The organism is Kitasatospora sp. NPDC127116 (assembly GCF_042677365.1).
GTDB lineage: Bacteria > Actinomycetota > Actinomycetes > Streptomycetales > Streptomycetaceae > Kitasatospora > Kitasatospora lactacystinica.
Map to the genome: position 1 here is coordinate 1 of NZ_JBHXTL010000206.1, position 1378 is coordinate 1378.

2 protein-coding genes are annotated in these 1378 nt (G+C 71.6%); one reads left to right on the forward strand and one right to left on the reverse strand.

Going from position 1 to position 1378, the window contains the following annotated elements; all coding sequences use genetic code 11:
* Positions 1–35: 35 nt before the first annotated feature.
* Entirely contained in the window at positions 36–422 is a 387-nt protein-coding gene (locus ACFVHV_RS41435; protein ID WP_359905110.1) for a hypothetical protein, read from the reverse strand.
* Positions 423–818: 396 nt separating this feature from the next.
* Here ACFVHV_RS41435 and ACFVHV_RS41440 point away from each other — a divergent pair, with 396 nt between their 5' ends.
* Positions 819–1220, forward strand: coding sequence for a hypothetical protein (locus tag ACFVHV_RS41440; RefSeq protein ID WP_359905107.1), 402 nt, complete (start codon positions 819–821; stop codon positions 1218–1220).
* The last annotated feature ends 158 nt before the right edge of the window (positions 1221–1378 follow it).

A 1378-nucleotide genomic window follows, 5' to 3' on the forward strand; every position in this document is an offset into this window, starting at 1 on the left:
CCTCGCGAGGGGCCACCGGCCGATGCGGACGGTGCCTACGGCTGGATCACGAAGTACACCACCATGCCCGCGGTCAGGCACAGGAAGAGCTGCACCATGAAGCCCCAGGTGAGCGGCACTTCGTCCGTGTCGCCGGCCTTGTCGGCCGCGAGCTGCCGGCGCGCGAGCTTCCCGAGGTGCCCGGCCGTGCCGAGGGCCATCGACAGCATCGCCAGCGAGTACATGGACAGCGCACCGGCCGGGTTCATCCCGTTCGTGTGGTAGCGGCCGACCAGGAAGAGCGCTCCGGCCAGCGGCGCCAGGGACACCATGATCCGGTACGTCCGCGTCGGCTGCGGCGGTACCGCCAGCGCCCAGAACAGCACCGTCGTCAGTGCGACGATCCACCACCAGGTGGCCACGCTCAAGCCCAGTGGAGTCATTCCCCCACCCCCCAGGTCACGGACGTTCGTTCACGTCCACTCCCGAGCACACTAGCCACGCCACCCATGGCCCTGCGCCGACCGAATCCCGCAAGATCCCGGCCGGGTTGCTTGCCGGATCCCGGCAGGAACGCTCAGTCGAGGCAGAACTCGTTGCCCTCGACGTCCTGCATGCGCTCGGGGTCCGCGCAGTCGAAGGTGACCTGGACCTGCTTGACCTCTGCCATCGGGCCACCATAGCCATGGCACGTGGGCTCCCGCCGCTCAATTTCCGCTGTGGATCCGCAGGTTGGAGGGGGTGGGTCCAGCCCCACCCCGTTGTGGGGCTGGACCCATACCCGGCCGCCCGTCCGCTCCGTAGCGTCGTTCCCACAACGACACGGAGGGGAAAGAACCATGGCGACCACGACCGACCAGGACACCTTCACCACGGTGAAGAAGTGCATCGTGCTCTTCGGCGCCGCCGGCGCCGTCGTCCTCGGCACAGTGGCCGTGATGGCGGCCACCGGCCACCCGACGACCCCGTTCATGTGGATCCGCGCGGTGATCTTCCTCGCCATCGCCCCGTTCCTCCACCGGCTGGCCACCCGCGCCGCCGGCGGCTCCTTCAAGGCCTTCGACCGGGTCCGCACGCTCTCCACCGTCATGCCGATCGCCATCATCGCGGTCGACGCGATCCCCGGCCTCTGCCCGGTCTGGTACGCGGTCCTCCAGGGCCTCTCCGCCCTCGCCCTGGTCGCCGTCGCCGTCCTCACCCGCACCCCCGCCCTACGAGCCGCCTTCCCCAAGGCGCGCTGACAACCCCCGCCCACCAACTCGGGGGGGGGGGTGGGGGGCGGGGGGGGCCGGCGGGGGGGGCGGGGGGGGGCGCCCGCGCCGGCGGCGCGCGCGGGGCCGCCGGCGGTGAGGACCTCGACGCGGCCGGTGGGGATGTCGTAGACCCAGCCGTGCAGGGC

Coding starts and splice junctions, on each gene's coding strand:
- ACFVHV_RS41435 (WP_359905110.1), bottom strand. CDS start 422: ATGACTCCACTGGGCTTGAGCGTGGCCACCTGGTGGTGGATCGTCGCA.
- ACFVHV_RS41440 (WP_359905107.1), top strand. CDS start 819: ATGGCGACCACGACCGACCAGGACACCTTCACCACGGTGAAGAAGTGC.